At 54.4% G+C, this 26,182-nt stretch carries 26 protein-coding genes; 16 read left to right on the forward strand and 10 right to left on the reverse strand.

Annotated elements, in window-relative coordinates; translation table 11 throughout:
* Positions 1-50: 50 nt before the first annotated feature.
* Positions 51-983, reverse strand: a complete 933-nt coding sequence (locus FIV00_RS15015; protein ID WP_152501504.1) for a formyltransferase family protein — start codon at positions 981-983, stop codon at positions 51-53.
* A 166-nt stretch (positions 984-1,149) separates the two neighbouring features.
* Between FIV00_RS15015 and FIV00_RS15020 the strand changes: the two genes are divergently transcribed.
* The 3 genes from FIV00_RS15020 to FIV00_RS15030 all read left to right on the forward strand — a co-directional run bounded on the left by FIV00_RS15020 (position 1,150) and on the right by FIV00_RS15030 (position 3,030).
* Positions 1,150-1,911, forward strand: coding sequence for an AzlC family ABC transporter permease (locus FIV00_RS15020; RefSeq protein WP_152501505.1), 762 nt, complete (start codon positions 1,150-1,152; stop codon positions 1,909-1,911).
* Complete coding sequence (locus FIV00_RS15025) at positions 1,911-2,282, forward strand: AzlD domain-containing protein (RefSeq protein WP_247649419.1); 372 nt, start codon at positions 1,911-1,913, stop codon at positions 2,280-2,282. Before FIV00_RS15020 ends, FIV00_RS15025 begins: the two co-directional genes overlap by 1 nt.
* Before the next feature lie 97 nt (positions 2,283-2,379).
* Positions 2,380-3,030, forward strand: a complete 651-nt coding sequence (locus FIV00_RS15030) for a glutathione S-transferase family protein (protein WP_152501506.1) — start codon at positions 2,380-2,382, stop codon at positions 3,028-3,030.
* 29 nt (positions 3,031-3,059) lie between these two features.
* Here the strand turns inward: FIV00_RS15030 and FIV00_RS15035 are convergent, their stop codons facing one another.
* The 4 genes from FIV00_RS15035 to FIV00_RS29820 all read right to left on the reverse strand — a co-directional run bounded on the left by FIV00_RS15035 (position 3,060) and on the right by FIV00_RS29820 (position 7,828).
* The gene (locus FIV00_RS15035; protein ID WP_152501507.1) at positions 3,060-3,425 is read right to left on the reverse strand and encodes a hypothetical protein; all 366 of its coding nucleotides are present in this window, start codon (positions 3,423-3,425) and stop codon (positions 3,060-3,062) included.
* Positions 3,426-3,592: 167 nt separating this feature from the next.
* Complete coding sequence (locus FIV00_RS15040; protein ID WP_152501508.1) at positions 3,593-4,021, reverse strand: HIT family protein; 429 nt, start codon at positions 4,019-4,021, stop codon at positions 3,593-3,595.
* A gap of 174 nt (positions 4,022-4,195) precedes the next feature.
* The gene (locus FIV00_RS15045; protein ID WP_173006002.1) at positions 4,196-7,609 is read right to left on the reverse strand and encodes an acyl-[ACP]--phospholipid O-acyltransferase; all 3,414 of its coding nucleotides are present in this window, start codon (positions 7,607-7,609) and stop codon (positions 4,196-4,198) included.
* 54 nt (positions 7,610-7,663) lie between these two features.
* Positions 7,664-7,828, reverse strand: a complete 165-nt coding sequence (locus tag FIV00_RS29820) for a hypothetical protein (protein ID WP_209006939.1) — start codon at positions 7,826-7,828, stop codon at positions 7,664-7,666.
* A gap of 107 nt (positions 7,829-7,935) precedes the next feature.
* Between FIV00_RS29820 and FIV00_RS15050 the strand changes: the two genes are divergently transcribed.
* Positions 7,936-8,526: a TetR/AcrR family transcriptional regulator gene (locus FIV00_RS15050; RefSeq protein WP_152501509.1), complete on the forward strand. Its 591-nt coding sequence runs from the start codon at positions 7,936-7,938 to the stop codon at positions 8,524-8,526.
* Positions 8,527-8,546: 20 nt separating this feature from the next.
* On the opposite strand, the gene FIV00_RS15055 is transcribed toward FIV00_RS15050, so the two are convergent.
* Positions 8,547-10,028, reverse strand: a complete 1,482-nt coding sequence (locus FIV00_RS15055; protein ID WP_152501510.1) for a YdiU family protein — start codon at positions 10,026-10,028, stop codon at positions 8,547-8,549.
* Between the two features lie 341 nt (positions 10,029-10,369).
* Here FIV00_RS15055 and FIV00_RS15060 point away from each other — a divergent pair, with 341 nt between their 5' ends.
* From FIV00_RS15060 to FIV00_RS15080, 5 genes are all read left to right on the forward strand, one after another.
* Positions 10,370-10,813 carry a DUF4399 domain-containing protein gene (locus FIV00_RS15060; protein WP_152501511.1) on the forward strand — a complete coding sequence of 148 codons (444 nt, stop codon included), beginning with the start codon at positions 10,370-10,372 and terminating at the stop codon, positions 10,811-10,813.
* Between the two features lie 52 nt (positions 10,814-10,865).
* The gene (locus tag FIV00_RS15065; protein WP_209006940.1) at positions 10,866-11,384 is read left to right on the forward strand and encodes an RNA polymerase sigma factor; all 519 of its coding nucleotides are present in this window, start codon (positions 10,866-10,868) and stop codon (positions 11,382-11,384) included.
* Positions 11,381-12,124 (forward strand): hypothetical protein, encoded by a 744-nt coding sequence (locus FIV00_RS15070; protein WP_152501513.1) that lies wholly within the window; start codon positions 11,381-11,383, stop codon positions 12,122-12,124. Before FIV00_RS15065 ends, FIV00_RS15070 begins: the two co-directional genes overlap by 4 nt.
* 89 nt (positions 12,125-12,213) lie before the next feature.
* Positions 12,214-13,089: a UDP-2,3-diacylglucosamine diphosphatase gene (locus FIV00_RS15075; protein ID WP_152501514.1), complete on the forward strand. Its 876-nt coding sequence runs from the start codon at positions 12,214-12,216 to the stop codon at positions 13,087-13,089.
* Positions 13,086-14,129 (forward strand): glycosyltransferase family 1 protein, encoded by a 1,044-nt coding sequence (locus tag FIV00_RS15080; protein WP_152501515.1) that lies wholly within the window; start codon positions 13,086-13,088, stop codon positions 14,127-14,129. Before FIV00_RS15075 ends, FIV00_RS15080 begins: the two co-directional genes overlap by 4 nt.
* 25 nt (positions 14,130-14,154) lie before the next feature.
* Here the strand turns inward: FIV00_RS15080 and FIV00_RS15085 are convergent, their stop codons facing one another.
* On the reverse strand, positions 14,155-15,684 hold the full coding sequence (locus FIV00_RS15085; RefSeq protein WP_152501516.1) for a radical SAM protein: 1,530 nt from the start codon (positions 15,682-15,684) through the stop codon (positions 14,155-14,157).
* A gap of 187 nt (positions 15,685-15,871) precedes the next feature.
* On the opposite strand from FIV00_RS15085, the gene FIV00_RS15090 reads away from it, so the two are divergent.
* Positions 15,872-16,966: a cyclic nucleotide-binding domain-containing protein gene (locus FIV00_RS15090; protein ID WP_152501517.1), complete on the forward strand. Its 1,095-nt coding sequence runs from the start codon at positions 15,872-15,874 to the stop codon at positions 16,964-16,966.
* Positions 16,967-17,075: 109 nt separating this feature from the next.
* Here FIV00_RS15090 and hisI read toward each other — a convergent pair whose 3' ends face one another.
* Complete coding sequence (gene hisI, locus FIV00_RS15095; protein WP_152501518.1) at positions 17,076-17,552, reverse strand: phosphoribosyl-AMP cyclohydrolase; 477 nt, start codon at positions 17,550-17,552, stop codon at positions 17,076-17,078.
* The gene (gene folE, locus FIV00_RS15100; RefSeq protein WP_152501519.1) at positions 17,552-18,190 is read right to left on the reverse strand and encodes a GTP cyclohydrolase I FolE; all 639 of its coding nucleotides are present in this window, start codon (positions 18,188-18,190) and stop codon (positions 17,552-17,554) included. The genes hisI and folE overlap by 1 nt, the downstream gene beginning before the upstream one ends.
* Positions 18,191-18,516: 326 nt before the next feature.
* Here folE and FIV00_RS15105 point away from each other — a divergent pair, with 326 nt between their 5' ends.
* From FIV00_RS15105 to FIV00_RS15120, 4 genes are read left to right on the forward strand one after another with little or no spacing between them, the layout of a single operon-like run.
* A complete protein-coding gene (locus tag FIV00_RS15105) occupies positions 18,517-18,939 on the forward strand; it encodes a nuclear transport factor 2 family protein (protein WP_173006004.1) in 423 nt (140 codons plus the stop codon).
* 57 nt (positions 18,940-18,996) lie between these two features.
* A complete protein-coding gene (locus tag FIV00_RS15110) occupies positions 18,997-20,151 on the forward strand; it encodes a GTP-binding protein (RefSeq protein WP_152501521.1) in 1,155 nt (384 codons plus the stop codon).
* Positions 20,148-21,137, forward strand: a complete 990-nt coding sequence (locus tag FIV00_RS15115) for a GTP-binding protein (protein WP_152501522.1) — start codon at positions 20,148-20,150, stop codon at positions 21,135-21,137. The genes FIV00_RS15110 and FIV00_RS15115 overlap by 4 nt, the downstream gene beginning before the upstream one ends.
* On the forward strand, positions 21,134-21,409 hold the full coding sequence (locus tag FIV00_RS15120) for a nitrate reductase (RefSeq protein WP_152501523.1): 276 nt from the start codon (positions 21,134-21,136) through the stop codon (positions 21,407-21,409). Before FIV00_RS15115 ends, FIV00_RS15120 begins: the two co-directional genes overlap by 4 nt.
* A 70-nt stretch (positions 21,410-21,479) precedes the next feature.
* Here FIV00_RS15120 and FIV00_RS15125 read toward each other — a convergent pair whose 3' ends face one another.
* Positions 21,480-22,409 (reverse strand): SDR family oxidoreductase, encoded by a 930-nt coding sequence (locus FIV00_RS15125; RefSeq protein WP_152501524.1) that lies wholly within the window; start codon positions 22,407-22,409, stop codon positions 21,480-21,482.
* Positions 22,410-22,582: 173 nt separating this feature from the next.
* Here FIV00_RS15125 and FIV00_RS15130 point away from each other — a divergent pair, with 173 nt between their 5' ends.
* Both FIV00_RS15130 and FIV00_RS15135 read left to right on the forward strand, forming a co-directional pair.
* Positions 22,583-23,473 carry an AraC family transcriptional regulator gene (locus FIV00_RS15130; protein WP_152501525.1) on the forward strand — a complete coding sequence of 297 codons (891 nt, stop codon included), beginning with the start codon at positions 22,583-22,585 and terminating at the stop codon, positions 23,471-23,473.
* A 619-nt stretch (positions 23,474-24,092) separates the two neighbouring features.
* Positions 24,093-25,550, forward strand: coding sequence for a peptide MFS transporter (locus tag FIV00_RS15135; RefSeq protein WP_152501526.1), 1,458 nt, complete (start codon positions 24,093-24,095; stop codon positions 25,548-25,550).
* Positions 25,551-26,182 lie beyond the last annotated feature (632 nt).

Consider the following 26,182-nt stretch of genomic DNA (forward strand, 5'->3'; position numbering starts at 1 on the left):
AGTAAAGGCTGTCGAGCCTAGAATGTGCGGACTGTTGGATGTCGTGTTTGCTAAACGTCGGCAAACAATGTCGGGTCCGGGAAAACAGCCTCCGCGAAGTCGGCGATCGGCAGCATCATGCGGGCCTTGATTTCTGACGTAAACAGCTTCTCGAAATCGATCGAGTCCATAGGTTTTGTCTGTCCGCGCGCATGCCACGCAACAAGACTTTTTGTCGTATGAAAAACTAGGTGATCGAGCCCGTCCGTGAGCTTGCTGTAAAAATCTATGGGATTGTCCGCAAACTTTCCGTTGCTTCGACGAATGTTGATAGGAGGAGAGCTGCCGACGATGTGGCCGGCATCGATTTCCTCGTTCATTAGATGGACTGTCCAGCGTGTCGTGTCTGCGTTTCTTTGCTTTACATCCTCATGCGGTGCCGGACCGGCGCCATGCCCGCTCGCAAGGTCGGACGGGTGAAAGTTATAAACACCAAGGTCCGGAATGCGGAGGAACGGTTTGTCGATCAGCTGTCCGAAGCCACAGCACAAAACTGCATGGGGTTTAAAGTCCCGTAGTGTTTCGCGAAACCAATCCTGCTTTATGTCGCCTGTATAAACGGGAATACCTGCCGACAGGGCTGTTCTAACGGTCGCGCTTTCAAGCTCACGTTGCATGTCTTCGGGATAAAGGTGCCATATGCGCTTGCGTGCACTGATCCGGGCATCCTGGTTTAGAGGATCATCTGTCAACAGGCATGAGATGTATAATTTTGCGGGAAAATGGTGTGCGAAGGCGAGCAGTGTCTTGAGCGTCAAAAACCCAACTGGAAGGCTTGCGATCACGGCGATGCGCAGAGTGTCGCTAGCAGGGCGAGGTCTTGAATCAACGCTCGGTTCTATAAATTCGCCCCATCGAATGGATTCGTCGTTGTAGACGTGATCGGCAAGACGCAATCCTTTTAGCCACCGATTTAACCAGATGTCTTTTGAGAGGTCTGACATAAAGCGCTGTCCAGTTGAGGTCGGTTGCCATTGGTTGAACCAGAGAAATTGCTCATCAAGAACATGTCAATATTGAACAGAACCTGTTGTGGCACCGCGTTGACATTTCGCAGGAACAGGATCAGAAAATAAGGTCTCCTTACGATTTTCGTTTTGGTCTACGTTCATGTCCTCGCCAAACGGCGCTTCTGAAAACCCACCTGAAAACAGGGAAGTCATTTCTTCGAAGAAATGGTTTGCTCGCGGTGCACGTGCAGCAATCTCGATACCTGCGTTCATATTGACGGCAGCATTTGTCGGATATGCCGGACTGGCTCGCGAGACCGGCCTCACATTGCTTGAAACCCTTGCAATGACTGGCTTTATCTGGGCGTTGCCGTCCGTGGTGGTCTTGACCGGTGCCTTGTCTTCCGGAATGGGTCTTATCCCGGCGGGCATTGCCGTAGCGCTTGCTTCCGTGCGGCTGATGCCCATGACAATGGCGTTGATGCCGATCATCAAAGTTCAAGGAAAAACCAGGAACTGGCAGCTTCTGATTGCCTCACACTTCGTTGCGGTCACGGCCTGGGTCTATGCCATGAAACACCTGCCGGACCTGCCGAGGGAGGCAAGGCTGCCCTTTTTTGTGGGCTTCGGCAGTTCGATTTCCACCTTTGTCTTTGTATTGACGGGCATTGCCTATTTGCTGGTCGAGCGGCTTCCGGACGTTGTGGCCGGGGCCTTGTTTCTTTTGACCCCCGTTTATTTTCTGTGCTCGCTCTGGGGGGCTGCAAGACTGAATGCGGACAAGGCGGCCATGGTGGCTGGTCTGGTGCTTGGGCCGGTCTTTTTTATTTCCCTGCCTGGGCTTGATCTCCTTTGGACCGGATTGGCGGGTGGCACGCTGGCGTATCTGGTTACACGTATTTGGCGGCGGGGGCTGTCGTGATGGATGGTCTCATGCGCAGCGGGGCTTATGCGGATACCTGGTGGTGGCCCTTTCTCATGATCCTGGTCGCCGGCTGGCTGGCAACAGATGTGTGGCGTTGGCTGGGTGTTTTTGCTGGTGGACGCCTGCGTGAAGACGGTGAGCTTCTGATTTGGGTAAGGTGTGTTGCAACGGCGCTCGTTGCGGGGCTCATCTCCAAACTGATCCTCTTTCCGCAAGGCGTTCTCGCTGAAACACCCATGTGGTTACGCCTTGCCGCAACAGCCTTCGGATTTGCCGCCTTTCTTGGATCTCGTCAACGCGTTGTCATTGGCGTTTTGGCGGCAGAGGCCTTTTTGCTCATTGGGTGGACTTCTCTCGATCTCTTGTAGTTGACGGTATTGCGGACTTTTTTGCTGTAGCTGTTCAGGGAGCTTGATACGATGAGTTGAACACACTCCGTGTTGCAGCAAGAAGGAGAACACCGGAATGACCAACCAAGTGGAACTCTTCTATGCACCGCAGACACGGGCGACCGGGGTGCGTGTGCTCCTTGAGGAATTGGGTGCACCTTACAAGTTGAATGTATTGAACTTCAAACTTGGTGAGAACCGGCAACCCAGATACCTGGCTGTGAACCCCTCCGGGAAAGTGCCTGCATTGCGCAGTGGTGATGCAGTAATTACAGAACAGGTTGCCATCTATATCTATGCGGCCGATTTGTTCCCTGAAAAGGGATTAACCCCCGCTCTCGATGACCCCCGCCGTGGTCCGTACCTACGATGGTTCGTTCACATGGCCTCTTGTTTTGAGCCCGCCCTGGTGGATCGTGCGCTCAAACGGGAAGAACCGCCACAAGTCATGTCACCCTATGGCAGTTTCGATACCGTGATGGAAAATATGAGGGCGCAACTCGCGAAAGGCCCATATGTTCTTGGCGAACGCATGACGGCGGTTGATGTGCTTTGGGCAGTGGGGCTGCGCTGGGGAATGATGTTCGGTATTGTTCCTGAATTCGATGAATTCAAGAGTTTCACGCAACGCTATTTTGAGCGTCCCGCACCCGTCAAAGTGTTGCAGGAGGATCAAAACCTCGCCAAAGAACAGGAAGATGCAGCGGTCCAGGCGGGCGTGGACTGATCGATTTCTGATCGGCAGAAACGAGGCCGCTAGTACATACCCGGGTTGATTTCCAATGGTTCGACTTTTCTGATCCACTCTTTCCTGATGTGAGGGATTAGTATCTGGACGGAACCTGGTGAGTGATCGTCTTGCTGCCCGTTCAAACAGAGCCAGGAGCCGTCATCCTCGATCCGTCCCGTCTCTATGGATTGAAATAGAAGCTCACACCAATGGCCGTAGGAAGAACGCAGGAGCCGGTTCTCCGGAACAAACAGCTCCAAAGTCACGTATTCAAATTGATTAAACTCGTGCTCTGAAAGGAGGCTTGCCGCCAGCAGCTCAAGATCGTCCTCCTGGGTTTCAAAAGTCCAGACTGGCGGTGTCCGGCCGTCGCACAAGCCATGTTCCTTCATGTGCTTGGCTGCATACTCGTATGCTAGCCTGTACTGGGGCGGTGTTTGAATTCCCGCCCAGGAGGGCACATAGGTACCATCCTTGTTGAGAAGAGGCAGAACCTCTTTGCGCTGAAATGTGAAAAGGCGGGCGAACTCCGATGGCGCTCCGTTGGCTGGAGGGGCAATCAGGAGAGCGCTTCCCGGATTTTCTCAGCCTGAGCAGCAAGAACGTCATTGTCCGCCATATCGCCTGTGTGGGGTCTCAGTGAGACGCCTTCGAAACGCGGAATTACATGAACATGTGTGTGAAAGATTACCTGACCGCCTGCCGGTTCGGAAAACTGCTGGATTGTGGTTCCATCCGCAGCAAATGCCGTGATTACAATGCGTGCCATCTTTTGAACCGTTGCCATAACAGCGTTCAAGTCATCTTCAGCGATGTCGAAGATGTTGCGTGACGGGTTCTTCGGGATCACCAGAATATGGCCGTCGCCGCGTGGCATGATGTCCATGATCACCAGCGTCTTGTCATCCTCATAGACCTTGTGACTTGGCAATTCACCTCGAAGGATCTTTGCAAAGACGTTCTGGTCGTCATACGCGGGTGTGGGCATAGCCATCTCATTCCTCAAATCGTCAACAATGCTCCAACCTTGGAGCAGGCAGCAGCGAGACTAGTCGGTCCAACCGGATGGGAGCAAGGGTGAAATGATCTGAATTTCCAGGAAGTAAGAGCGACCTTCTGATTAAAGGATTGCATCCCGTCATTAGACGGGATGCTGGATCTATCAGGCGGCTTTGGACTCGCCGGAACCATCCGCAACGAGCTTTGAGACACCGGCAAAATCCAGTTTACCAGAGCCCAGAACCGGAACACTCGGCACGACACGAACTTCTGCCGGTATCATCAGATCCTGAGCTCCGTTTGATTTGGCGGCTTCAACGAACGCGGATCGTGTCGCGTCGGGGTTTTCAGTGACCAGTATCAGTTTCTCTCCTTTGCGGGGATCCTTGATTGCCGCAACAGCTGACAGATGGTCGGGCCAGATCTTTCCAGCCAGCGCTTCAACGGCGGCGAGTGAGACCATTTCTCCGCCGATTTTGGCAAAGCGTTTTGCGCGTCCCTTGATGGTGATGAAACCGTCCTGATCGATGTCAACGATGTCACCGGTGTCGTGCCATCCGTCAACGAGCGGTTCTATTACACCTGGATTTTCGGATTTCAGGTATCCGACCATAACGTTCGGACCGGATACGAGCAGTCGGCCGCCACTTTCAACGCCGGGTACGGGCTCCAGTTTAGCTGTCATTCCCGGCATCAGCTTGCCGACCGTGCCCGGTTTGTTGAACATGGGCGTGTTGATCGCAATGACGGGTGCGGTTTCCGTTACGCCATAACCTTCAAGAACACGCAATCCGAAACGTTCTAGGTAGGTCTCTCTTGTCGACGGCTTGACTGGCTCTGCGCCTGCAAAGCAATAGCGCAGCGAACGGAAGTCATAAGCATGGGCTGTCCGGGCATATCCGTTCAAGAACGTGTCGGTCCCAAAGAGAATTGTTGCATTGGAGCCGTAGATGAGTTCGGGAATGATGCGATAGTGCAGGGGAGACGGGTAAAGATATGCAGGTACTCCTGAAATCAGGGGCAGAATTGTTCCAGCTGTCAGGCCGAATGAGTGAAACATCGGCAAAACATTGAAAACCTTGTCGGATGGGGTGAAGTCAATTCGAGCGGCAGCCTGTGTCGCATTTGCCAGAATGTTTCTGTGCGTCAGGACAACACCTTTCGGTTCTCCCTCCGACCCGGATGTGAACAGGATAACGGCTGTATCGCTGGCATGACGCGCAACCAAAGGTCGGGTCTTTGTGACGAGACCTCTGACTTTGTCGAGGAGCGTGATTTCCTTCCTGACTTCGTCAAGCCAGATGAAGCGGACATGCGGCGATAGCTGCTCAACGAGGTTGTCGAGCCGCGCCTGAGCGACAAACGTACGCGAGCAGAGAACGGTTTTGACGTTGGCTGTCCGGCAGGCTGACAGTACGTTGCTCGGTCCGGCGGTGAAGTTGATCATTGCCGGAACCTTGCTGGCCGATTGAGCGGCAAGAAAGGTCACCGCAGAACCGTTGGCATTGGGCAGCATGATGCCGAGTGTGGTTTCACCGGGTGTCAGCTTTGCAATCTTGCGCGCCAGAACGGAGACGCCCGTCAGAAGTTTGCCGTAGTTGAGCTTGCCGCTCAGCGGGTCTTCGACAGCAAGTTGCGAATATCCGCGCTCCTTGGCCGTCTCGATGACCCGGTCGAGGATCGTGCTGTCTTGTGACAGGCTGGTTTCGAACATCAGACCTGACATGACCTGGTAAAGTTCAGCACCCGCTGCTGCGCGGCGCTTGCGGCCCTTCAGGTCTTCGGACAGTTCTAGGCGTTTCGGTTCCATAATCGTCACCTTTACTTTCGGAAACAGTCGTTTGCGGATTTGGTAGGGTCTCAGATACGAGAACGGAGTTTTTTCAAGGCCTTCGATGCGGATGGGCACAATCATCGCCCCGGTCTTGTCAGCAACCATTGCCGCGCCGTCATAGACTTTCATCAGGGAGCCGGTGACCGTCAGACGGCCCTCGGGAAAAATCACGAGCGGTTCGCCCGATTGAACGGTTCTGATCAGGGCCCGCGTTGCCATCGGCTTTGACGGGTTGATCGGCAATGCGTTGGCGAGGCGCAGGAACGGACGCACCCACCAGCGCTTGGCAATGTCATAATCGATTGCAAACGTTGGCGTTCTGTCGCTTAAGGTCAATGCAAGTCCGGCATCGAGAAGGCTGACGTGATTGAGGGCTAGAACTGGAGCCGGACCAGCTTTTTCAAGGTTCTCCAGGCCGGAGATCTCCACGCGGAAGATCGAACGATAAAGTATCGAAACCGCGTCCCGCATCGGATTGGTCGGCAGGAAGACCAGCATTGCGATTGCAACGACCAGGTTAAGCGCAGACAGGAAGACAAGGATCGCCGGCACAGAAGCGCCGAGATACTGTGCACCGGCAAGCGCCAGGCCGCCAAGCGTCATGATCGCTGCACCCAGCGCATTGGTACCAGCAATTCTGCGCGCCCGGCAGTCAGCATCAGACCAGGTCTGCAATGCGGTGAAGGTTGGAACTGCGAGGAAGGCTCCAGAGATGGCAAGGCCTGCCATATCGATGGTCAGGCGCAGGACTCCGTCGCGTGCAATGAATTCACCCAGTGTTGCGGCAGGCATAGAATGAGACACGCCATTCAAGGTGAGAGCCGTGTCCAGGCAAAAAATGGCCAGCAGAAAGGTGCCGACCGGAACCGGCAACAGGACAACGCGTCCGGCTAGCAGCCAGGCGGCGATGGCTGAACCAATACCGATGGACACGGCAAATACGGCTAGAAAATAGGTGACTGCAACTTCGCCGCCGCCAAGCAAGGACTTTACCATCAGCGGCAGGATGGCCAGTATCATGGCGCCGATCAGCCAGAACCAGGCATTCATGAGCGCGACGCGGACAAGGCGCTTGTCGGCGACAAGGTCCGCAAGTACACGCCAGGTAGACGTGGCGACGTTCCAGTCGATCTTGAGATCAGGAGCTGCTGCCGGTGCTGCGGGTATCAGGCGGCTCAATCCATAGCAGGCAACGGCCAAAGCGATCATGACCGGTGCGAACAACATGACAGGTGCCCCTGTGGCAAAGACGAGGCCAGCTGAAATGGTTCCACCGAGAATGGCCAGAAAAGTGCCGGCCTCTATCCAGGCGTTGGCGCGTGGCAGTTCGTTCGATGGAAGGTGATCAGGCAAAAGCCCGTATTTAACGGGACTGAAGAGGGCGGACATTGCGCCGAAAACGAAAAGAGCTGAAAAGAGGATTGGAAGTGAGCTCAGGGCCATGCCCGTGACAGCAAGTGCTGCACCGCCGATTTCCACCAACTTGGTAAGCCGAGCGATCCTGGCCTTGTCAAATCTGTCGGCCAATGCACCGCCAATCGCGGAGAACGCCAGAAACGGAGCGATAAAGACCGCGCCGGCCAAGGCAATGAGGGCACCGGAGTTGTCTGCGGAAGAGCCGGCGACATTGAACAGGATCAGAAACACGAGTGCGTTTTTGAGGAAATTGTCGTTGAACGCTGCAACAAACTGGGTCCAAAAAAGCGGCGCAAACCGCCGGGATGTCATCAATGGTTTTTGCATTATCTTCTCCTGCGGGGGACTGCTTGCAGTGCGCTCCACTTGAACGAACGTCGGTTAGGATTGCTCAGGCTGATTGATGCCAATCTTCAGTTTCTCGGGTTTCGCGTGTTCCAACCGATTGTGAAATTTTTCAGCTTCATTGCAGTCGGTCAGGGTCAGAGCGACCTGAAAACTTGCTGCGAAAAGTGCTCTCTGTTGCGATATCAACGGCTCGAACATAACGCCTCCATAAAAGTGAACATCGTTCATTATTTGACAAAGCCACAGAGACTCAGTTAAGTCAAGAAAAAAATGAACTCCGTTCACTTTTATGGAAAGGTTGTGTATTGGCCGGATTGCAGAAAGCGAAGAGCGAGGAGACGCATCGCCGGGTTTTGGAGGCAGCCATCAGCGCGGTCGAAGCCGGAGGTCTGGATGCCGTGAACATAAGAAAGATCGCCGCCGAAGCCGGCTATTCTGTTGGCTCGGTCTACAAACACTTTGGCGATCAGGACGAACTTCTGCTCGCCGTCAATTCCGTTACACTCGGACGCATCCGAGAGAAGATGTCGGAAGCGATCGACCAAGCGGATGATCCGGTGGTTCAAATGAAGGTGCTGGCTCAGACCTACCTTGATTTTGCGCGCGCAAACCGAAATCTATGGACGACGCTTTTCGCCCACCAGCTGCCGGAGGACAAGGCGGTTCCGGAGGAGCATATTCAGGAAAATATCTCACTGCTGGAATTCATCGCTGTCCCGCTTAAGGCACTTAATCCGGATCTTGAGGATAATTTTCTGGCGGCAAGAACCCGTACCTGCTTTGCCGCAGTTCATGGTCTCGTCACCATTAGCCTGGAGGCTCGATTTGTCGGCCTCAGTGGAGAAGAGATAGACCGAGAAATGATGTATCTGGTGGAGCGATTGTCTGGACGGTGACTGGCGCACCACTCCAAAGACTACGTGCCGCAAAAGGTTTGGTAGGGACCAAAATCTTCAGGTGCGGACAACGCATAGGCTTCAAAACCCGGACGCTCCTCATATGGTTTTGAGAGAAGGTCAAGCAATCGTTCAACCTGGTCGTAATTGCCGTCCTCCGCTTCCGAGAGCGCCTCTTCGACCATGTGGTTGCGAGCAATATAGATAGGATTGACGGCATTCATCCGGTCTTTGAGGCCGGCAGTGTCAGTACCCTCTGACTGCAATCGGTTCAGCCATCTGTCGCGCCATGAAACAAATGCGCCGGTGTTTTCAAAAAGCGCCGCTGCTTCGTCTTCATTCTCCTCGGCAGTCTCTGCCAACCGGCGGAAGAATAATGTGTAGTCGACGGCTTGATCCTTCATCAGGTTTAGCAGGTCTTCAATCAGGTCCTGGTCACCTTCCGCTTCCTTGGACAATCCGAGCTTGGATCGCATGCCCGACAGCCAGAATTGGCCATATATTTCTGGAAAGCGTGCGAGTTCGTCTGCTGCAAGCGTAACAGCTTTGTCCAGGTCATCAGGCTCGATCAGCGCCAGAAGCGCTTCTGCCAGCCGGGCAAGGTTCCACTGGGCTATGACTGGTTGCCTGCCAAAGGCGTAGCGGCCACCATGGTCAATAGAGCTGAAAACCGCTGCGGGATCATAGGCATCGATAAAGGCACAGGGGCCGTAATCGATGGTTTCACCTGAAATCGTTGTGTTGTCCGTATTCATGACGCCGTGCACGAACCCGACCAAAACCCAGTGTGCGATCAGGTGGGCTTGCCGCTCGACGACGCGCCTGAATAGGTTCAGGTACTTGTCCTCTGCATCCATAAGGTCCGGGTCGTGCCGGGAAATCGCATAGTCAGCGAGCTGGCGAACCTTATCGGTTTCGCCTCTTGCAGCAAAAAACTGAAACGTGCCAACACGCAAATGGCTGGCTGCCACGCGTGTGAGAACAGCGCCCGGTTTGGGACCATCACGGAATATCGTTTCGCCGGTGGTCACCGCTGCGAGGGCGCGGGTCGTTGGAATACCGAGCGCATGCATCGCTTCGCCCATAATGTATTCCCGCAATACCGGACCGATGACGGCCTTGCCGTCACCGCCACGCGAGAAGGGTGTCGGACCGGAGCCTTTCAACTGAATGTCCCGCCTTATGCCTTCGCGGTCGACCAACTCTCCCAGAAGCAGCGCGCGGCCGTCACCCAGTTGAGGAGAGAACCCGCCAAACTGATGACCTGCATAAACCTGAGCCAAGGGGCTGGCACCTTCGGGACTGTTGGTTCCGGCAAAAATAGCGGCCCCTTCGGCACCCATCAGCTCGTCGGAGTTGAGGCCGAGTTCGGCTGCCAGTCTGTTGTTGAACAAAACCAGTTTGGGTGAGGGGACTTGTGCGCCTTCCCAGGCCACATAAAACCCTTCAAGTTCACGGGCATAGGAGTTGTCAAAGTGGAATAGCGGCGGATTTGCAGTCATGATTGCCTGTTGTCCAGAAAACGGCGGGAACTCTTACTCAAGCATATAGGCAGACTAGGACCGATTCCGAGAGCAGAGATCGAATGAAGCGCGCACTATGTCGGATGAGGCGAGAAACAGAGGCCAATTGGCGCGTATGTCTGCAAGACGACGAATGAAACATGCTGGCATGTTTGGAGACTTAAGCCGCGTCAGAGCCGCCCGTGCATTGGCTCACGCAGGAGGAGTTGATAGGCTCCAAGGCGCGATGTCATTTGGTGTTCAATTTTTTTTCGACGCACAATGAATATTTTCGAATGCCGCGTGTCTACGTGGTGTGAATTTTCAAAGGGAGAAGCGCCATGAAAACTGTATTTGCATCCGCCGCCATTGCCTTGAGCCTGGCTTATACCCCGGCATTTGCGGGAGAGACCCCGTCCAGTCCGGACGCAAAGGTCTACTTTGTCAACATTGATGACGGAGCCACGGTGAAGGGTCCTGTTAAAGTCGTTTTCGGGCTGTCGGGCATGGGTGTTGCGCCGGCCGGTGTCGAAAAGGACAACACAGGGCACCATCATCTGCTGATTAACCGGGCTCCGATCGGTCAAGGCGAAGATGGCGAAGACGAATTCGTCTACAGCATTCCAGCTGACGAGAACCATATTCACTATGGCGGCGGTCAGACCGAAACGACGCTGGAACTTGCACCGGGTGAACACACATTGCAGCTCGTTCTTGGCGATCTCAATCACATTCCGCACAATCCGCCAGTCTTCTCTGACGTCATCAAGATCACTGTCGAGTAAGGATCACCAACCGGCCGGCGGTACCGCAACCGCCGGCATGTTGGGGGAACAGATGAAGCCAAAAGAAGTCAGGGACCTGTTGCCGAATGCGCTGCCGTCAATCTGGCGGTTTGCGTTGAGCCTGACCGGTGACATCGACATGACCAACGACCTTGCGCAATCCACCTGTTTGCGTGCGGTGGAAAAGGCTGATCAGTTTCGATTTTCTGGAAGTTTCGAAGGCTGGTGTTTGCAGATCTGTCGTTCTATCTGGCTGAATGAGCTGCGCAGTCGCGCGACACGGCAAAACAAAGTCTTTGCGACAGTGGACGCGGATCTGATCCCTGATATTGCCCCCAGTGTCGAACACAATCTTTTTGCCAAGGAAATCATCGAGCGGGTGATGGCTTTGCCTGACGCTCAGCGCAGTGCAGTGGAATTGGTCTTTGTGCAGGAATTCACCTATTCGGAAGCCGCGACGATCCTGGATGTTCCGATCGGTACGATCATGAGCCGTTTGCATGCTGCACGCAAAGCCCTGCAAAAATTTGCCCAAACACCGAACCAGGACCAAAGGAAGGAGAAGCGATGACCTATTCGGATCAGGAATTGCTGGCCTTTCTGGATGGCCGACTTGATGAGAAGCGGACTGCAGAGATCGAGCAAACCATGCGCATCGATCAGGATCTGGAAACGCGCGTGATGGATCTGGATCCGGTTGCTGCACCGGTTCGAGACGCCATGAAAGCCCTGCCTGGCGACCATGTGCTTATGGACCTGAAGCGCGCTGCACCCTTCGCTCCTCAGGCGAAGGCGAGCTCGTTGCAATGGTCCAAATTGGCAGCCGTATTGGTGTTGGGCGCGCTTTTAGGAAGTGGTGCGATGTGGTTCGGCCAGCCGGCTCCAGAAGATTGGAGAAGCCGCATCGCGCAATACCAGTCACTCTATGTTGCTGAAACGGTGAGGCTCACCACCGCATCCGCTGAAACGCTTGAGCGACAACTCGATGCGGCTGTCGATACGCTCGGGCGCCCCTTGGAGCAGCAAGGCCTTGATGCTCCAGCCTTGCTCAGTCTGGCTCGCGTGCAGGTGCTTGGTCTCGACGACGAGCCCTTGATCCAGATTGTCTATCAAGCCGACGATGGACGGCCTTTTGCGCTGTGCATAACGACGGGAACCGGGGCAGGAGACCCTGATGTTGCCAAGTCTGAAATGTTTCATGGTCTGGCGACCACCGCCTGGCACGATGGATCCTTTCGCTACATCCTTGTGGGTGGGAAAGACCTGACAGAGACCGAGCAGCTTGCTCTGCAGCTCAAAGCCTTTCTTTGAAGCCGAAAGTCGCGCTCATGGCTATGCAATGAGCGCTGTTTTTGGAAGTACCAATTGATCCTCGATGGACATGGTCCTTGCCGGGTTGCATGCTTTTTGTTTCGGGAAAATACTCCAGATATCAGTTAGAATCAGGAGCAGTTGTCATTCGCGAGACGATCCATTCCGGCGAAGTTCACGTCAGGCATCTCAGGTCACTTTTTTTATCCGATATTCATTTGGGCACACGTGGTTGTCAGGCAGAGTTGCTTCTTGACTTCCTGAAGCATCACGAGGCACAGAGGATCTACCTGGTCGGTGACATTATCGATGGCTGGCGCCTTCGGAAAAAACGCTTCTGGCCTGCGTCTCATCAAGACGTCATGAACCAGATCCTGGAGCGCGGTCGCCGCGGCGTTGAACTCATATATATTCCTGGAAATCATGATGAATTCCTGAGAAGGCATAATAGAACCAGATTTGGCTGCGTTCGGTTTGCCGACAGCATTGAGCACCTCACTGCCGGCGGGCGGAGATATCTGATCATTCATGGCGACCAGTTTGATGTTGTTATGCAAAATGCCAAGTGGCTGGCTTTTCTTGGAGATCGTTTTTATGTCACCGCTTTGGCGCTCAACACCTGGCTGAATATCTTTAGGCGGCGGCTAGGCTTGAACTATTGGTCTCTGGGGGCATTCGCAAAGCAGCATGTGAAGCAATTCGTCAATCTTATTGGCAAATTCGAAGACACGATTTCTGCCGAGATAGACAAACGGGATCTCGACGGCATCATTTGCGGTCATATTCATCATGCCTCGGACAGGGAGGTGAACGGTATTCACTATCTCAACACAGGTGATTGGGTGGAGAGCTGCACCGCGATCGGTGAAAATCTGGATGGTTCGCTCGAGGTGATCCGCTGGCAAGGTGCTGAACAGATTGACCCTCGGCCAATCAAAGACACAGAGACGATTGTTGCTGCATGAAGTCAGTGCTTTTTGTAACCGATGCCTGGTATCCGCAAATCAACGGTGTTGTCAGGACGCTTGAATACACGGCACGCGAGCTTGAGCGACGCGGTGTGCGTGTCGAGTTCATGACCTCAAAAGGGTTCAGAACAATTCCGTGCCCGACCTATCCGGAAATTCGCCTTTCGCTGACAACAAGGCGCAGGGTTCGGCAAATGCTGAGGGATTTCGGTTGCGAACATGTGCATATCGCTACGGAAGGGCCACTTGGCTTGCTTGCCGCAAGCGTTTGCAATCGCGACAGACTGCCCTTCACAACAAGCTATCACACGCGGTTCCCTGAATATGTCGCTGCCAGGCTGCCGATTCCGACGACACCCTTTTATGCCTGGTTTCGCCGGTTTCACAATTCAGGGTCAGGCTGCATGGTCGCTACATCGCTTCTGGAAGAGAGCCTTCACAAGCGAAAATTCAAGAACCTGATGCGGTGGGCGCGCGGGGTGGATACAGATCTGTTCACGCCGCATGAGGGTTCGGTTTTTCCGGTCGAACTGCCACGACCCATCTTCTTGAATGTCGGGCGAGTTGCAGTTGAAAAAAATATCAAGGCATTCCTTGACCTTGAGTTGCCGGGTTCAAAGGTTGTGGTTGGCGATGGCCCACAGTTGGCAAGCCTCAAGAAGGCCTATCCAGACGTTCTTTTCACCGGTGCAATGAACGGTGAGAACCTCGCGCGACATTACTCCGGCGCAGATGTCTTTGTCTTTCCTTCCAGGACAGACACATTTGGGCTCGTTCTGCTTGAGGCCCTGGCATGCGGCACACCCGTTGCCGCCTATCCCGTGATGGGCCCGGTTGATGTGATCGGGAAAAGTGAAGGCGGCGTTCTTTCTGACGATTTGAAAGAGGCCGCGCTCCAGGCGCTCAAGATATCAAGGAAGACCTGCCGTCAGGTGGCTCTTGAACAGAGCTGGTCCAAATGCACCGATCAGTTTTTGGCGAATATTCAGGCTGCAGACGGTGTCCATTCGGCTGCCAAATCCAGAAAAGCTGCCTGACATCCATGATGCGATATTGCTGATACTAGACCGCAATCGACGAGGGTGCGACGCGGGCTGACTGGAACTGATCCGTTAGCTCACCGTTTTCGTCCGTCACCTGCAGCGGTTCGAAATCACTTTCAAAGCGGCTGGGGAGGCGATGTTGTGGCTGGTAGGCGGACCTGAGCTGATCTGTCATAGCGCTGTAGGTCAGTGGCGGCTCTTTAAAGGATTGATACATTTGGCGGGGGCTGCCGATGCCTGCATTCCAACCGAACCGGTGTAATGGCCGGACTGCAGCAAGTATCGTTTGTTCAAGATCAAAGTGCTTACGCCAATGCCAGGCATGGGCGAGCGTGTGGCGCGTCAAGGCTCTCTTGCGGCCACGAAATTTCAAAAGGTCCCTCAGAAAAGGCACGACTTTCTCAACGGGCTCTTTTGGCCACTCGACAAGTTTTTGACCGTCCATGTCGCTGAGCAGGACATTCGGCATCATACGGCCTTCTCGTGCTGCCTTGTCGAAATATGGAGTTCCTGCAATCGGGATGGTCATGGACAAAAGTCCCGGAAGAGGCACTCGGTGGTCCGCCAGAAGACCGGACAATTGGTCGTCGACTTCTGCGACAGTCTGATGTGCAAAGTCGATGATCATGCCGTAGTCGAAGAAAATACCGTTTTCCGCGCAAGCTTCGGTTAAGGTCAGCGGGTCGGAAGAAAGACTTTGTTTCTTGTTGAAGGTCCGAAGAAGGGCAGGGTCCAACGTCTCGACGCCCGAAAAAATGCCCTTGCAGCCGTTTTCAGCCATGAGTTTGAGATTTTCTGGACGTTTGAAAAAGTCTCCGGTGACAAGGGCTCCCCATCCTCGGAATTGTCCCCGGCGCCATCTGTCGCCGATTTTCTTAACCCGCCACTCAAAGCTGCCACGATTGTTACCGTAAAAGTTATTGTCGAGAACCATGACACAGACAGCCTTGCCGATTGCGTCCAGCTGGCTGTCGATCGAGTGCTCGGAATGAGCTGTATAGGCGCGGCCTTCTCCGGAAAGGGAGCAAAAGGAACAGGCAAAGTTACAGTTCTTTGTCGTTTCCAGATAGGCGATCCCCATGCTCGGCGATGTCAGGTCAAATCTGAGGGCGGACGCGTCAGAAACGTGATCTCTGGAAAGAACGGCCTCGATGACTTCGGTAATTTCTTCAACATCGCCCTGGCAGGAATAGTCAAAGACCCTGTCACAGATTGCGGGAAGAGCCCGCGCAATCGGACCACCAATGACGCCGACAACGTTCGGATTGAAATGCCTGCAATAGGCCAAGAGTTGCCGTGCTCTGTCGAACGCAGCTGTCAGGCCCGTGAAGATCACCATATCCGGCCATTCGAACTGACGTCGATCAAGCAGTGCACCGTGATACACCTCGTCCCATACGCGGACTTCGGCGAGGGCGGGGTTGAAATATCCTGCCAGGTAATAGGGTGCCATTGCCCGCGGCACGAACAAGCGCGTCGGCGTTGCCGATCTCCAAGGGTCGAAGTAAGCGTTGACGATCAGAATTCGGCTCTTGCGGCCTGCTTGCATGCTGTCTCCGAATGCCACTCTTCTGGCTGGTTTTCCTCTTGTGGCAAGTTTGCGGGCAAACCTTGCATATCGGCGTGGAATAGTCTTCCCGTTCAAAGGGTAAGTAGCATTTTATGAACACCTTGATGCTAACGATCCGGGTTTAAATGATCTGTTTTCACACATAAACGCAGTCGACCGCCATTTCATGGAAATGATCGAACACTTCAGGAAACACGATGCTTTTGCGCATCTGAACGAAGCCATCCTTGCGGGCATCTGTTCGGTCTCAAAGACAATCGACGTTCCTGAGCACCAGTTTATTGTGCGAGAGGGTGAAGAGACCTCAGATCTTTATTTGCTGATTGAAGGTGAGGCACGCGCAGTCAGGCGAGATCCGGGCGGCGGCGACATAAAGCTGAATATGGTCAGGACCGGTGAATGTGTCGGAGAACTTGCCTTCCTGGACGGTGCGCCCAGATCCGCCTCGGTGGTTGCGGAATCGCCTTGCAAACTTATCAAGATCCCAGTCGATGCCTTAAGAGCCCTGCCTGACGGTGCGATGGTGACAGGTGAGTTGAAGGGTGCGCTGGCTGGCGTCGTTGTCAAACGGGCACGTAGCTTGAGTGACGAAATGCTGGCCGCGCTGCGTGAACAACTCGCAGCCAAGACCCTGCAGAACCAGTTCGGTTACTTTCTGGTTTTCACCATTGCGCTGTTTCTGATCTCAACTTCGCTTTTCTATCTCGTTGCCGAGCGCTACGTGAAGGATGTCTATGATCCCGGATTTTCCTGGCAGACGATCCTGCTTTTTGCGATTCCCTGCCTGATCATCATCAAGGCCATGAAGATACCACCGGCTCAACTCGGGTTGCGCCGGGAGGGGCTGGCGAAGTCACTTGCACAGTCCTTTGGTATCTGCGTGGTTTTGTCGATTCCGATCGGAATTTACCTGCTTTTCTTCAAGCAGGTCCAAGCGCCAGTCACCGGCGGCGTCAGGGTTGATCTGCTCTTTTTGACGCAATACCTGTTTCACACGGTGTTTCAGGAAATCGGATCAAGGGGGCTGATGCAGGGACTGTTCCAGAAGTTCCTGGCCGATACCAAGGGGCACCGTGCGGTTCTCTTGACCAGCACGATATTTGCTTCGCTTCACCTGACATTCGGCGTGGATGCCGTCGTCATAACATTCTTCGCCAGCATCATTTTCGGGTATGTCTATCTCTATCAGAAGAACCTCGCAGGCGTGATTTTGATGCACTACTGGTTTGGCGTTCTGGCCGCGCTGATGGTCGCGATCTGATATTTACTGAAAATACCCGGCAGAAGACAAAACCGAATACACCTATACGCACGAGACGCAGCAAGTCCGGTGGGCCGAAACCCACTGGGCGCTTGCGTATGAACCTTCTTCACAACTGGGTCGGATTGGGTGCGTCGCCATAAACCTCAGTCGGATCAAAGGCTTTCTCTGTTTCCGTGAAGTTGAGTTCAATTGGCCCATTCTCAACCTTAGTCGGAACAGCACGATAGAAACAGGAGCGGTACCCAACGTGACAGCTGGCACCGCCTTCGACAGCAACTCGTAACCAGACCGCGTCCTGGTCGTCATCGATCCTCATTTCAACGACTTTCTGGATGAGCCCGCTGGTCGCACCCTTGTGCCAAAGACACTTGCGGCTGCGGCTCCAATAGTGGGCTTCACCGGTGTTGACGGTATTCAGCAAGGCTTCTTCGTTCATCACCCCCATCATCAGAACGTCACCGGTTTCTGCATCGGTCGTGACGACGGAAAGAAGGCCGTTCTCGTCAAACTTGGGAGCAAGAAATTTGCCCTCTTCGACTTGCTCAACGGAGACGCGGCTCGCGAATGGTTGCACATCAGACATTATCCCATTCCTCCTGTCGACACAGAAACAGAGGACAGGAAATCTCTGCGCAATTCAGGATCTGTTTGAAATTCTCCCAGGAGTTTCCTGGTCAACATCGATACGCCGGGTTTTCTGACACCACGCGTTGTCATGCACATGTGAGCCGCTTCGATCACCACGGCAACTCCTCTCGGCTGAAGAACTTCCTGAATGGTGTCGGCAATCTGAGAAGTCAGGGTTTCCTGGATTTGAAGACGTTTTGCATAAACCTCGACAACGCGTGCGATCTTGCTGATGCCGACAACACGATTTGCTGGAAGATAGGCAACGTGCACTTTGCCGATGATCGGAACAACGTGGTGTTCGCAATGCGATTCCATCCGCATGTTCCTGAGCACGATCAAATCATCGTAATCATTGGTCTCTTCAAACGTTCGAGCGAGCAGGTCCGCAGGGTCGACCGTGTATCCTTCGAAAAACTCTTCATAGGCGCGCACAACGCGGGCAGGCGTATCCACCAAGCCTTCACGGTCCGGATTATCCCCACTCCATTCCAGCAAAACACGTACAGCCGCCTCGGCGTCTTCACGAGAGGGGCGCAGCCCGTGCTCTTTGCGATGCTCTGCCATGGCCGCAACGCTCGCAGCGTAAGTCATTGTTTTTAAAACCTCGTTCGTTGATTTTGCAGGCTTAAGTGCGACATGACTGCACGATATTTGAACCGCGCATTCGCGTGACTTTCGAAATCTCTGACGACATCGTCAGCGCTGTCATTCGCTCCAGAATTTGAAAGCAATCATTTGCTTCAAGAAAAGAAATTTCCCGCTTCCTTGAATCTGACTTGGTACGATATAACATAACATATGACAATTGGAATGGGTCTGCGGATCAGGCGTCTGCCGCTTTGATAGGAGAGCGGGCTAACGACTGCACGACAGCAATGCCAAGAGCCTCAGGATCAGGACGAATTCGGGAGTTGGAATTGAAGCGAAACCTAGCTGAACGCGCTCAACAACTTCAGGGACCCCGCTATCGCGGTGCGCGTTCGACGTTGGTGAACTGGACGGAAGCTGTTGCTGCAGGACAAATCGAAGGGATCTTGAAGCTCTACGCACCTGACGCAGTTCTTGTGCCGACGCTTTCCAACGAGATCGTCTTTTCAGAAGACGACCGCCGTCGATACTTTGAGTTTTTTCTGTCCGACGGAGTGCCGAGTTGCGAGATCAAGCGCGATGAAGTCCGGATTGATCAACAAAACAGTACGGTCTTGATTGGCGGTATCTATTGTTTTGTCTTCCCCCGGAAAAGCGGTGTGGAAAAGGTGCCTGCCAGATTTCTTTTTACATTCGAGGAGTTTGGTACGCGTTGGCTGATAACCGGTCATCACTCTTCACGCTGTGTTTGAACTGACACGGCAAATACAGATCCTTTCACCCCAATCAGCGCAAGTGACCAGCATTTCATGACGCTTCCCGACCGAATTCCTGTTTTCTTGTTGAGTGGTTTTCTGGGCTCCGGCAAATCAACCCTGCTGAACGCGTTCTTAAATGATCCTGCAGTTGAGGACACGGCGGTGATCATCAACGAGTTCGGCGACATTCCAGTCGACCACCTCCTGGTCCGTCAAGGCGAGACAACAATCAGTCAGGTCTCCACCGGCTGCTTATGCTGCTCGGACACGACAGACATTCGTCAAACCCTCGAAGATCTCCAAAGTGCGGCCTCTTCCGGCCTGACGGGTGGGTTCTCGCGGGTGATTGTGGAGATGAGCGGGCTCGGGGATCCAGCTCCGCTCGTCAACGCATTTTCAGCCAGTAACAAAGCTACGGGTCCTGAATTTTACCTCGCCGGTGTGGTTACCCTCTTTGATACCGTCACCGGTGCCAGCACAATTGAAAACCATTTCGAGGCGTTCAAACAGATTGCCTTTGCTGACCGGATCGTCCTTACCAAAACCGACCTGGTTGAAGAGCTGAAGACCTCAACAGAGTGTTCCGGGCTTTTTGGTGAATTGCGAGCGCTGAACCCAAGTGCCGACATTGTTGATCGCCAGTCGGTCGATCTTTCAACCTTGTTTTCTCCAAGGCCTTATACGGCCGTCGAGCGAGGAGAAGATGTTGCCGGTTGGCTGGCTCTCGAGGCCGCGTTGGCACTGGAAGACGGTCATGGCGATGCATCGGGATCGGATACCGTCAATCTCAGGCACGGTTCAGGTATTCGGACATTCAGCATTGTGCGCGATGATCCATTGCCGAAGTCAAATCTGGACCAGTTTTTCGACCTTCTTCAGAACTCCGCAGGCCAGAGGCTCTTGCGTGTCAAGGGGATCGTCGCCACCAGTGATACCCCCGAAAAACCGTTGATTGTTCACGCAGTTCAACATGTTGTTTCCGAACCTGTGCGTCTTGGCGCGTGGCCCGACGAAGACCGCCGGACACGACTTGTCTTCATTACCAACGGTATAGATCCCGGACCGGTGCGCGATTTGTTTGCGGCGGTGACCAACACCACTCCCTTTTCGTTCACGAAGTCACTCAAAGTCGCCGGAGCAGCCATTTTGGGCCCTGTCTCCCGCACTTTTTCCAACCTCACCAGCACTTCTCGGAGGTCACAATGAACACATTGGACAAGACGCCTGTTACCGTACTTACCGGTTATCTCGGGGCTGGAAAAACCACTCTGCTCAACCGCATTCTTTCGGAAAATCATGGAAAGCGATACGCGGTTATTGTCAATGAATTCGGCGATGTCGGAATCGACAATGATCTTGTTGTCGATGCGGATGAAGAAGTCTTTGAAATGAACAACGGATGTATCTGCTGCACGGTTCGCGGCGACCTCATCCGGATCATTGAAGGCTTGATGAAACGACGAAATCACTTTGATGCGATCCTGATCGAAACAACCGGATTGGCCGATCCGGCTCCGGTTGCTCAAACCTTTTTCGTTGATGAAGACGTGCAGTCAAAGACCAAGCTTGATGCGATCGTAACCGTGGTTGACGCCAAACATCTCCTCGACGAGATCGACAAGGCGCATGAAGCCCAGGAACAGCTGGCCTTTGCTGATATTGTGCTCTTGAACAAGGTTGATCTGGTCGGCGAGGAGGGGCTCGGCGAAGTGGAAAAGAGGATCCGCAGGATCAACCCGACTGCCGTTATTCATCGCAGCGAAAGGTGTCAGGTCGACCTTGACAACATCTTGGGACGGAGTGCCTTCGATCTTGACCGTGTGCTCGAAATCGAGCCGGAATTTCTGAAGCACTTTCATGATCATGACCACGACGACCATGTTGCGAGTTTCTCGTTGCTCAGTGATGCGCCGCTCGATCCGGAAAGGTTCTTTCCCTGGATACAATCGATTGCCCAGAACCATGGTCCTGACATGTTGCGCATGAAGGGGATCATCGCATTTGCGGATGACGATGATCGCTTCGTAATGCAGGGTGTTCACATGCTGCTGGAGGGTGATCACCAGCGCCCTTGGAAGGCTGGAGAAAAGCGCACGACCCGACTTGTCTTCATAGGCCGCGATCTCCCGCGTGATGCCTTTGAAGAGGGTTTCCGGAATTGCTTCGTTCAAGAGGGGGTTGCGGCTGAATGACCAAGTTCGACAATCCATTCGCACCAAAATTCAGCCGCTTGAAAGTCAAATCCTCTGAGATAAAGGGCTGGGTCCGTGAACTGTTGAGTTTGCCGGACGATACGCCGATTACCGTGGCGGAATTGGCCTGCCGGGATGAAGGGTGTCCGGATATTGAAACGGTAATCGGTGTTCTTGAACCCGACAAACCCATTGTGAAGTTTCGCCTGCACTCCACGATGACCGAGGTTACCAAGTCAGCGGTCGCTGAAGCCACAGGTACCAAGGTGTAATCGGGATACATACGGCCCTTTGGCATGCGATCGACGGAAGGTTTGTGTAAGGGCCGCAGCTTTGAAATGTCTAAGGTGACCAGCTCAAATCTGTCTTCTGCTCAGAGAGAGCCCAAAGCCTTGTTGCCTGTTCCTGTTCCAGGGTGAATGCCTCCAGCGGGCACTCACCGACAGGGCCGACCATTTCAAACCTTGTCGGGCCGTAGTATTTCTTTTCCTCCAATCCTTCCTCGGTGCCACACATGACCTCCGGCCAGGACCCTTTCTCGGCAGATTGCGCAAATGCCAGAAGCAGAATGGCCAAAACTCGGGTCTTCAGGTCGGCCGTGTCACGGATCAAACCGGTTCGCGACGCGCCAGGGTGACACACCTGAACCTGAACGGTCTTTCCTGCTTTTTTCACCCGACGCTGAAGTTCATAGGCAAAGATCATTTGCGCCAGTTTGCTTTGGGCGTAGGCGTTCCAAGCCGAATAATTATTGTTAAAATTCGGATCTTCGAACCGGATGCGTTTTTCGCCCATCTTGTAGCCATTGCTGCCGACGACAACGATCCTGCCTGATGCTTCCTCGATCCGTTTGAAGAGCAGCCCACACAACAGGAAATGGCCGTAGTGGTTCACGCCGAGCTGGCTTTCGAAGCCGTCCACGGTGAGTTGCTGCGTGGCGATCTGCGCGATGGCGGCGTTGCATATGAGGGCATCTATTTGGGGAACGGTTTGCAGAAGCTCTGCCGCAGCGTCCCGAACGCTTGCCAGTACAGCAAGGTCCATACGAACAAAACTGACGTCGGTTTGCGGCCCGAATTCCTGTTTCAATCTTTCGATCGCGACGGCTGACTTCTCAGCGCTGCGGTTCATCATTACCACACGTGCGCCTTTGGAGAGCAGTATCCGCGCCGCTTCGAAACCTGTGCCCCCGTTTGCCCCTGTGATGACGTAGGTTTTTCCTTTCAGGGAGCCGAGACGTTCCGGCGTCCATCCTTTTGGTCCAAATCTCATTTTCAACTCGCATTTCTTCCTGCGATGGCAGGGCATTTCGGGAGGTGTTTCCACAAAGTTGAAATGAGAGATAACTCTCAAAGTTAATTGAAAACAGGCGAATTGGTCGCGATTAATTGCCTGATTGTATCGATGGTGTTGAGGAACGTCGCTTTTCGGGGCAGGTTGCGGGCATGAGCAGAGATCAGATCAGACAAATCATCGACCGAAGGTTGCCGGGTGCCGGAATGGTTCCGACCGGCGTCCAGGGAGTGCAGCTCTTTCGGGTTACCGAACCTGTGGCTTGTGCCCCTGCGGTTTATGAACCGACCGTGGTTGCCATAGTTGGCGGAGCCAAGGAAGCCATTCTCGATGGCCGACGCTACATCTATGACAGTGAGCGATACCTTTGTTGCCCCATGTCGATGCCCGTTGAAGCAGGGACGCCCACAGCGGCACCGGACAACCCACTGCTCGGCGTTATTGTTTCCCTCGACACGCGGGTGATGACCGAGCTGTCCATTGAGCTGGAAAGCGCCGTACCTATACGGAAATCGGGACGAAGCACGCCCCAGTCGGGTTTGACATTTGCGCGGTGGGATGCAGCCTTCACCGACGCTCTGCACAGGCTCGTGCAACTGGGCGATGACCCCACCGATACAGCGGTCCTCGGAGACAGTCGGCTGCGCGAGTTCTACTATGCTGTCTTGAAAGGTGAAGCCGGGGCCTCCGCGCGCGGGGCCTTTGGCGTTGGCAACGAGATTGCCCGAACTATCCAGTTCCTGTCAGCACACTTGAACGAACCGGTCACCATTGACGACATGGCGGCGCACGCGGGCATGAGCCGGGCCGTATTCCATCGCAAGTTCAAACAAGCGACCACTCTGTCACCGATCCAATTCGCAAAATCCATGCGTTTGAACCACGCGGCAATGAAGATCGCCGGTGGGATGAATGTGAGTGAAGCGGCCTGGGAAGCCGGCTACGTCAGTACCTCGCAATTCAGCCGGGAGTTCAAACGCATGTATGGCCAATCTCCCAAACGCTGGAGCCAAGAAGCACAACTCCCGGAGGGGGTGCTGTAACAGGCAGAGGAGCTTTTTTCACTGTGCGTTGAGGTTTGCTCTCAATTCTAGACCATCAACGTTGTCATCGACTGATTGCGCTGCAATGGTCGGCTCCTTCCCCATAGTGACGAATGAGGGGAAGCATATGCGGCTGCTTGGCGCCACCAATTCGGACGCTCGCAGGATTTCCACCCGATCCTTAAAGCTACCGTTCGCTAAGGGAGTAGCGAAGGTAAATTGAAGGCGGGAAGTGGACGTTGCGGATGGAATGTATGGCCTGGATGCGAGACACATCAGCCATTGCCAAATTACGCCTTTACGCTTGTCTGGCTTCCTGAACAAACAATTCTCACCCCTCCGGATCACTCGCGATAAGGCGGCGAGTATCTGCCACAATTGCAATATCCCGGATGATCACCGCACCTGCGTTCTCCAGGTTTTTCTTCGTCTGTTCCAGGTCAGTGACCTCAAAGCCCAAAAGGGCAGACCGGCTTGACGTTTCAGGGCCCGGACAGCAGATCGGAAGAAGGCGCTTTGCGGAATCGCGTTGCACACCTATAAAGGGCCTGTTCGACGGTCGGTACTTTCGTCCCGACTCACGGAGCCGAAATGCGCACGCCCGCCGAGTCCCGCCGCCATGACGCCGCAGCCCAAAGGCTTTCTCCTTCTCTTCGTCGTTGAACTGTGTGAGCGCTACGGCTTTTATACGGCCGTATTTCTCCTCGTTCCCTATGCTGTCGGCAGGATTGGCTTTTCCGAGGTCGAGGCGTCGCTGCTTTATGGCACCTATACGGCGCTGATCTATTCGACGACTTTTGCCGGTGGCATCATCGCTGACCGGTTGCTCGGCTTTCGCACGGCGACACTCATCGGTCTTGCCATCATGGCCGGCGGCAGCCTGCTTCTCGCCACCGGATTGAAGGCAGCCGCCTTTGTCGGCCTCGCCGCGTTGCTGGTCGGCAATGGCTATTACAAGCCCAGCGTTTCCAGCCTGTTGGGCCTGCTTTACGAAAAGGACGATCCTCGGCGCGACAGCGGCTACACGCTTTTGTACATGGGCATCAATATCGGTGCTGGCGGCGCGGCACTTTGCGCGGGACTTCTGTCGCGCGATTTCGGCTACCACACGGCCTTCCTCGTTGCCGGGCTCGGCAAATTGCTTGCTTTCGCTGCGCTGCTGACGGGCGGTCACGTGTTTCGCATAGTCGGCGCCGCACCCGCTAACCGGCCGCTGATGCGGGCAGACTTTGCCGGACTCCAAAATATTTTGTGGCTTGCGGTCGGCACGATCGCTGTGGTCGTGCTCAGCTACCTGCTGCTGTTTCATGCCTTCGCGGCCGGCGAGATCATCGCTGTCGTCTGCGCCGCGGTTTTCGGTTTTTTCCTTTTCACGGTTCTGCGGCTGGATGCAGAAAGCCGGCAGCGTGCGCTTGTGATGCTGATGCTCTTTACCTTTGGCGTCGTTTTCTGGGCTGTCTACAACCAGGATGCCGATACGATACTGCTCTTCATAGCCCAGGGGGTCGATCGGACTGTCATGGGCTTCGAAATCCCGTCGAGTTCTTTCCTGTCGCTCAATTCGCTCATCGTCATCATCGGTGCGCCACTGATGTCGATCCTGTGGTTCCGGCTCGCGGGGCGTGACATAACACCGTCCGAAAGCGTCAGGTTCGCTGTCGGACTTCTGCTGCTCGGTGCGGCCTATTGCACGCTTGCGTCGGCGCCTGCGGGTGCTGGCGGGCTGGTATCGCCCCTGTGGCTGATAGTTTTCTTTTTGCTCTTCAGTGTTGCGGAGCTTCTCGTTGAGCCAATCGGACTTTCCATGGTAAGCCGCCTCGCGACCCGTGAGTTGATGGGCTTTGCCATGGGCATGTGGTTCATGACGCACGCGCTTGGAAACTACGGCAGTGGCCTTCTTGCGAAGCTCGCGGCGGTTCCAGAGGATACGGGCCCGGCCGGCAAAGTCACGACTAGCCAGGCGGCGTTTCTCGACTATGGCCTGCTCGCCCTGGGCACCGGTCTGTTGCTAATTGCACTGCTGCCGGTGATTGCCCGATGGCGCAATGCAACGGACGACACCGAAGGGGACGCGTGAGCCATGTCCGCAAGTCCTGCCAGTCCTGCAAACTGGTGTCGATCTCCTGTGAATAACGCTGCAGCCACCTTCCGCCACGCTTCCTCCAGATCGCCGAAACGGGCGCCTTGGCGCGCATTGGCTTGCCGCTGGCAGAGCCGTCCTGGAACTCTTTCTGCTCAACAAGAACCGCATAATCGGCGAGCGCGAACTCCTGCCGAAAGTTACGGTAGACGTTCTCTGCTGGAACGAACTGTTCCATGTCTTTGCTGACAAGACCCGCCAGTCCGTTTGCGGCCCCAGGGCCGTCATCAGCACCCACGGAAATAGAAAAACCCGCCCAATCGTCTCCGATGGGCGGGTTTCTTTGTCTGGGCGCCGGGAGCCGCGCTTGGCCGGTGGTGAAACCGGCCTGGGTGTCCCTGCCAGCATAGTATGGCGCACGTAATATGTAAGGCATTGAAAATAAACATCTTTATTTCTCAATTTGGCTCAGTCAATCCGGAAATTCGGTCAAAGAAGTAATCAAATGAAAGCAAAGTGTTGCTCAATTTCGGTCGAAACGCCTGGAAAGCTGACGTCAGGCAAAAAAATACCTCCCGAAGGGGAGGCGCGTTCCATCCAGATGTTGATGCGAACGAGGATCGAAAATT

Origin of the sequence: Labrenzia sp. THAF82 (assembly GCF_009363435.1) — a bacterium.
Taxonomy (GTDB): Bacteria; Pseudomonadota; Alphaproteobacteria; order Rhizobiales; family Stappiaceae; genus Roseibium; species Roseibium porphyridii.